General features: G+C 57.8%; 5 protein-coding genes and 1 pseudogene. 2 read left to right on the plus strand and 4 right to left on the minus strand.

From position 1 onward, the window contains the following. The first annotated feature begins 224 nt into the window (after positions 1-224). On the plus strand, positions 225-749 hold the full coding sequence (locus CXY72_RS00285) for a tetratricopeptide repeat protein (RefSeq protein ID WP_104125745.1): 525 nt from the start codon (positions 225-227) through the stop codon (positions 747-749). A 136-nt stretch (positions 750-885) separates the two neighbouring features. Here the strand turns inward: CXY72_RS00285 and CXY72_RS00290 are convergent, their stop codons facing one another. Both CXY72_RS00290 and CXY72_RS00295 read right to left on the minus strand, forming a co-directional pair. After that, the gene (locus CXY72_RS00290) at positions 886-1344 is read right to left on the minus strand and encodes a hypothetical protein (RefSeq protein ID WP_158252397.1); all 459 of its coding nucleotides are present in this window, start codon (positions 1342-1344) and stop codon (positions 886-888) included. A 108-nt stretch (positions 1345-1452) separates the two neighbouring features. Next, positions 1453-2594 (minus strand): annotated as a pseudogene (locus tag CXY72_RS00295) (IS30 family transposase). Between the two features lie 1983 nt (positions 2595-4577). Between CXY72_RS00295 and CXY72_RS00310 the strand changes: the two are divergent. Continuing rightward, positions 4578-4991 carry a hypothetical protein gene (locus tag CXY72_RS00310; RefSeq protein WP_146070968.1) on the plus strand — a complete coding sequence of 138 codons (414 nt, stop codon included), beginning with the start codon at positions 4578-4580 and terminating at the stop codon, positions 4989-4991. 420 nt (positions 4992-5411) lie between these two features. Here the strand turns inward: CXY72_RS00310 and CXY72_RS00315 are convergent, their stop codons facing one another. Together CXY72_RS00315 and CXY72_RS00320 are read right to left on the minus strand one after the other, a co-directional pair. Next, positions 5412-6038: a CPBP family intramembrane glutamic endopeptidase gene (locus CXY72_RS00315; RefSeq protein ID WP_233197565.1), complete on the minus strand. Its 627-nt coding sequence runs from the start codon at positions 6036-6038 to the stop codon at positions 5412-5414. Between the two features lie 319 nt (positions 6039-6357). After that, the coding region (locus tag CXY72_RS00320) for a hypothetical protein (RefSeq protein WP_158252398.1) at positions 6358-6818 on the minus strand (461 nt) is incomplete at its 5' end.

The raw sequence follows: 6818 nt of genomic DNA on the forward strand, positions 1-6818 counted from the left end.
CCAATTTCATCACCTTCCATAATGGTTGGTGGCCCTATTTTCAGTTGGCGTTCTTGGCCCTATTTTCAGTCGGCGTTAACAACTCGTTTCATCCAAGTTGTCACCAGTTCTGAGTGCTCTTCTTGACCGCCTAGTTGTCTGCTCCCATTAGAGGCTTTCGTTCAGACCTCACAGTGATCCGACCAACCTTTAGCGGACAATCGCGGTGAGGGCACAATAGGTGGATGACACTTGATGAGGAGCTCGACCGGATCTTCACTGTTCGGGATCGGAATCACATGCAGCCAGCAATCGATGCGCTGCTGCCAATTTTGGCGGAACACCCGGCTGACGCTCGCGTGCTGTACGCGGTGGGTGGCGCTTACGACACTGCCGGTAAGGAGCAGACCGCGCGATCGTTCTACGAGCAAGCCCTTCGGGCTGGTCTCTCGGGTGAGCTGTTGCGCCGATGCTACGTCCAGTACGGATCTACGTTGCGGAATCTCGACGAGTTCGCTAGGTCGGTGGAAGTCTTCGAGCGTGCCCGACAAGACTTCCCGGATTCGCCATCGCTGGCGGTGTTCCAAGCGATCTTCTTTCATGCTTCCAGCCGTTTCGATGAGGCTGTCGCTGCATTGCTCGAAGTGGTTGTTGAGGGTGTCGAGTCGCCAGATATTGAATGGTATAGGCCATCCATCCGCGGCAACGCCGCCTACATCCGGTCCCTCGCGACCTCCGCACAGCCAGCGGAGCAGCACAACACCTGTTAGCGGGACGGCGAGTGGGAAAGCCGAGCAGGGTATCGGCGACTCTCGCTCCAGTCCCGCACGCCGAACCCTCTGCGGGACCATCTAGCTGGCCGTGGCGGAGTTCACGGACGGGTGCTTACGTGGATGGTTACGAGGTTCATTCTGGGATCACCAAGCGCAGTGACTCGGTCGCTTCAGCGGAAGTTGAGTAAGGCGTTTCAACGCCGTACCAGTACCATTTCGGATCGAGAGAAGATCCCTTGGCGACGCACGAAACTGCGCTCTCTGCACTTGAGGCATTGTTTCCGTCGTTAATAAGCAGATAAATGCCGATGTAGCCGTCATCACGTGTCACAGTGATGGACTCGTCTTCCGGAGCGAACGTGACATTAGATTTGTCACCGGGAGCGAGGTAGCCGGCATTAGCAACCTTGTCGAAGCAAATGTCGTAGAGATTCTTCTGTGTGATTTGTAACGTTGTTGGCCCAGGTGCTGGCGTGTCCGACAATGTGGACGCGGCAGGGGCGCCAGTTGGATCGGTGTCAGGAGCGGCCATTGAACAGCCCATTAGAGCGAGTGAAAGACTAAGAATAGAAAGTGCAGAAAGGCGGCGCATAGGAACGAGGCTGTCGCACCACAGGTAGCGCCGCAAGTCGGACGCTTTGCGAGATCGCCAGAAGGCCTGACCGAGGTCCCCGCTCCGTCCCGCACGGGAACGGCGAATTCAACCGGTCGTCGCAACGATGGGTTTTTCTGGCTCTGACAATAGTCGTTGCATGGCTTGAGTGGGTGTGATGCCGCCGAGTGTTTTGCGGGGTCGATTGTTGAGTTCGGTAGCGACTTCGAGTAGCCGCTCTGGCGAATGAACGGATAAGTCGGTTCCTTTGGGGAAATATTGGCGCAGCAGCCCGTTGGTGTTCTCGTTGGTGCCTCGTTGCCACGGCGAATGCGGGTCACAGAAGTAGATATCCATCTTTGTGGCCAGTGTGATCTTCCGGTGCTGGGCCAGCTCGGTGCCCTGATCCCACGTCAAAGTCTTAGCCAAGTGTTTTGGCAGTGTCTTGATGGCTGCCAACAGGCAATCGCGAACCGTGATCGCGCCGGGTCACCGGGGAGGTGGACCAGCATCGTGAACCGTGTCTGACGCTCCACCAACGTAGCGATCGCCGACCGGCAGTGTGACCCCAAGATCAGATCCCCTTCCCAATGCCCAGGCACGGCGCGGTCGGAAACCTCCGCGGGTCGCTCGCTGATCATGGTCATGTCCGGGATCTTGCCAGAGTTCTTCGCAGCAGGCCGTCTCGGACGCCTGATGGCGCGGCCGGTGCGCAAATGCTGATGCAGATCACCGCTCAAGCCACCCCGACCGCCCCCATAAAGCGCCTGGTAGATCGCTTCCGGGCTGACCCGCATCTCCTGCCGATCGGGAAACACCGCAGCCAAATGATCACTGATCTGTTCCGGACTCCATTTCACGCACAACTTTTCCTGCACCAAGAGCGCCAGCTCCAGATGGTCGAATTTGCTGGCCTTCGGGCGACGTCCACGAAGCTCAGCCTGCTTCTGCGCCGCATACGGGGCATACTTCGTCCGTGCCCGCGGGCCAGTCTTGGACCCGCCTCGAGCCAGCTCTCGACTGATCGTGGCAGCAGAACGGCCCACCAGAGCAGCGATCGCCCGCACGCCGGTCCCAGCCAGGTGCAAGTCCGCGATCTGCAGTCGTTCCTCCAAGGACAAGTACCGCCCAGACTTCTCTGCCTCGGGAAGAGGGATCCGCCCACCCGTTGCTTGACGCCAACGCCGTCCAGTTCGTCGATTCACGCCCACAGCATCGCACGATGCGGTCAGCGTCGAGCCTTGAGCCATCAGCTCCCAGAACCGCGCCTGCTTCTCCACCAGTTCATACTTCGACCACACGTAGAACACCTCACAAAAATCGAGTGTTGCGACGACCGGTTGAATTCGCCGAACCCATACGGGACGAGGGTTCCTAAGTTGCGCGTCTTCCCTCTTTCCTCATTGGGAACTTGGAGGGCAATTAGTGTAGGCCCGGAGTGGATCGGCATCCGTGCAGGTGCATATCGCTTCGTCCAGGTCGGTTCACCTCGCCAAGCCACCCTTGAGCGCAGTCCTTTGCGATGGGAGATTCTTGGTCGTCGTGTAGGTGACGGGCGAGAGATTCTCGCCGAGCCGAGCCGCGGCTCGATAGCGACTAACTCATTGGCAATCCGCTGCACCTTGCTGCCGGCGCGAGTCGCATCAAGTAGAGAGCGCCCCTTTGTTACGAGAGTGTCGATATCGAGTCCGGGCAAAAAATAGTATTCATCAGGCTTGAAATTTCGGAAGCCGTTATCAACTAGCGTTGAATTATGTATTCATACAATTTTTACGGCGTCGCCGCAATGGCCGGAATAGTCGCAGCATATATCGTCTGCTTCGTGCTTTTAGCTTTGCTTGGGCGATTGATACTCGTTGCAACCCAAGCACTCCGCGCTTATACTCTGGCCAAGAATCTGCAGATGGATCTGCTACTTGCGGACACAAATGACGAAGACCTAAAGAAGTAGGCCATCTAAAGAAGAACACCGCGGTGGCCACGTTTCGTCCCGTACAAGGGGGCGGCTTACGAAACAGAATATGTAACACGCCGAGGGTCGGCGAAGTCATCGCTGTTTCCGTCGACGGGGTGGCGGGGTTTGTTCCAGGTGTAGTCGCCATTCGGGTTGATGTGCTCCCAATATCCTTTTCAGTTCATGGAGACTAAACCACGCGACTAGCCCAGTTGGGCCCGTACCGCGAGCGGAACCCCTTACGGGACGCCAAATCTTCGTAGTGGACGTGAAACTGCTTCTGTGGGCGCAGCGTTAGGTCTGTGATCCAGAGGAATTCGCTGTTCCAAGGTTATGGGACGTATTGCGAGAAAATTGAACCGCTGTGCTTGATTGGCGTCACGCTGGCCAACGCAGGTCGGATTCGCAAGCGGCGGTATCGGCGGCATCGATGCGTTGGCATCCGCCGTCGATCAGTGTGCGTTCCCCGAGTGGTTGGTCGAGTTGGACGGTTACAGGGACGGCATCATTGTCTTGGCAATCAGCCGCGTCGCCGCCGAAAGGTTCAACGTCAATCCGGATCGTGATTTGTTCTGACTTGTATGTCACGACAGGGGCTAGGGTCGCGCCGGTAACACCGGAGGAGCAGCTGAGCCGGGTAACGACGACCTCGATATTAGTGCTGTCCCGGCCCAGATTAGTGGGATTACTAATTCGCCAGGTCGCGGTCTCTCCAGACTGGACAGCATCTGGATCGCCTATACCGTTCCCATTTTCGGGTCCGGTCTGCTGACATCCAGCCAGAAGTATCGCGACAGCGATCGCTCCGATTAAACGACCTGCAGTGCATTTCTGGTTCATGCACTCATGATCCACCGACCACGCCTAACAGCACAATACTGTTCGTGTACTTGATACACGAACGTAGTCGAAGGCATTCGCTGTTACGCCCTGAATGTCGAACAAGGCAACCCAGGCAGTCGTGCCTGACTACACCAATTCAATCACACACGAACAACGGCGGGTAGGAATGTCATACGTCCGCACGTTCATCGCGCTGACTTCATAAAATGGAAGGGTCTCACACGGCCCGGAAGCCGAACCCCCTACGGAACGCCGATTTCTCCTCGCGATGTTGAGCCATCACATCACGACCGCGACGCTTGTGGCGTCTGAAGCGCTCGACCGCTCTGATTGGACTCGGACTCGGGGGTTACCCACCCGCCCCGCGCGGTAACGAGTTGTTATTATACGATTCTGTGTTGCTTCATTCGGCGCGCTTCAATGCGACACTCGTGACATGACTTCCAATATTCGGATGAAAACGCGCCTCGGATTAGTGCTCCCAGCCGTGGCCATTGTGGTCGTCACCTGGCTGGTCTTCTGGATGGCGCAAGGATTCCCCACGATGTGCAACCTCGTGGCCCCGTGCCCGGGCCGTGACGTCAGGGTGGCACCCGCTCTGCTTTTCGGCGGGATGATGCTCGCACCGTTGGCGGCGGTAATCCTCATGTCCGTCGTACGCTCACCGGCGGGCTGGCTCGTCTCACTGTCGTATGTCGCCCTCGTGCTGCTGGCGGTTGTCGGGAACGGAGTCATCAGCTTCAGTGGCGGGTTCGGCGTTGATGCGGCGTTCCTGATCGATCTCCTCGTAACCTGCGGGACAGCAGCGCTTGCCTATCTGGGAACCGTTGCGCTTCGACGCGAGACTTGAGCGGCTACCCTTCCAAACCGGAAGTAGGCGGGTGAGTCCTCGAATGTTGAAAGCTGCAATTGCCGCCGTCGTGTTGGTCTTGGCTGTCGCGATGATCCTATTCGCACGCGGTATTGATTCGGCTGACACTCGCGTGCTGAAGTGCTCAACGCCGAACGATTCACGAACGTTCACTCCTGTGTGTTCCTGACAGCAAACTCGACATTCGAACGGCGCAAACCGGACCATCGTCGTATATCCCGCAAGTGGAACCCTCTACGGGATTTCTTATCCGGAGATCTGACTCGTAATGAGGTACGCGAAGACTGCGTATCCGTTGGCCAGAATATGCGCGGCGATGATGAGCGACAGGTTCCGATATTTCGACCAGAGGTATCCGAGCATGATGCCGAAGGAGCCTTGGACGATAATGACGNTTTCTTATCCGGAGATCTGACTCGTAATGAGGTACGCGAAGACTGCGTATCCGTTGGCCAGAATATGCGTGGCGATGATGAGCGACAGGTTCCGATATTTCGACCAGAGGTATCCGAGCATGATGCCGAAGGAGCCTTGGACGATAATGACGGCAGCAATCTCGACCAAGCGCCCACTGCCTTGCCTGTCTCCTCNGGCAGCAATCTCGACCAAGCGCCCACTGCCTTGCCTGTCTCCTCCCAGGTGCATGATCGCGAACGCAAAGGATGCTAGAACGATGCCGCCCCAGCGTCCGAGGAGTACTTCAGCCCGTGTCTGCAACCAGTATCGATAGAACAGTTCCTCGCCCACGCCGGCGGTCAGCGCGGTCAGCGTCGCGGCAATGATCAGGTAGGCCAGGTCCACGCCTGGAAAAGTGGGGACCGTTAGCCAGGGGCTCGCTTGCGAGAGGACCGTCCATACAGCAATGACAACAATCGGGGCCCACCACTGCCAGGCCATACGGGGATGGGCAATCTGGATATTGCGGCGAGATGTCCACACAAGTGCTGCGGGTATCCCGACCAGAAGGATGATTTTGGCTAGGAAGTACCAGGCTGAGCCCTCAATGCCCGTGATGCCGATGATCAAGGGAAATAGGGCCGCGCAGATCAAAAGCGTCAGGACGTTGCGTCGAATCGTTCGGGTATTCGAGAAGAGGGGTTCGAGCGCTGGAGTCGTCCACGGTAGGGCACGGATCAGGGCAATTGCGACAAGTGGAGGCAGGAGTACGACCCACAGGGGGGGGTGATCGGTGAGCCAGGGTCCGAGGATTGACGAATCCCGCCGGGCGAGACGGTTAGTAAGACGATCAGTGCAAGCACACCGATCACCCCAGCTGACCAGATGAGGACTCGACCGCGCATGGTCACAGTTTGTCGATCGTTCCCCAGGGGTGCTGTCGGCAGCGTCATGCCTTCGGGTGCTCGTCGACCCGCTGACTAGATGACGGGACCTTCTTCGGCCAGACGGTATAGCCGAGAGCCCACAGCACTTCGATCACAATAATGAGGAGGAAAACGCTGGTGAGGTCGGTGAGCGCGCTGGTTCTGGCTTGGTTATCGACGATGACGGTTAACAGCCAGATGGTCCCCAGCGCTACGGCCACAGCCAGCGCTGTGCGCGCGACGTCTTTCCAACACTCGAGCGCATAGGTCCACCCGTCGCGTTTGATCGGCTGCCGCCCATCCGCGAATCGATAGGCGAAATGGCGGTCGGCCCACGTGATCATTTTGTGCCCGTAAGCCACGGAGAAGCCTAGGTAGATTGCAGCGAGACCATGGAAGACGGTCGCCGTCGCGCCGGAAATCAGGTCCATTGCCGTGACCACGAGCAAGATGACGTCGACCACCGGGGTCATCGCCAGCAGGG

This window comes from Cryobacterium sp. Y57, from assembly GCF_002929505.1.
GTDB lineage: Bacteria > Actinomycetota > Actinomycetes > Actinomycetales > Microbacteriaceae > Cryobacterium.

What these genes read in the sequence shown, in the direction of transcription:
- CXY72_RS00285 (WP_104125745.1), top strand. Translation starts at nt 225, where the DNA reads ATGACACTTGATGAGGAGCTCGACCGGATCTTCACTGTTCGGGATCGG.
- CXY72_RS00290 (WP_158252397.1), bottom strand. Translation starts at nt 1,344, where the DNA reads ATGCGCCGCCTTTCTGCACTTTCTATTCTTAGTCTTTCACTCGCTCTA.
- CXY72_RS00310 (WP_146070968.1), top strand. Translation starts at nt 4,578, where the DNA reads ATGACTTCCAATATTCGGATGAAAACGCGCCTCGGATTAGTGCTCCCA.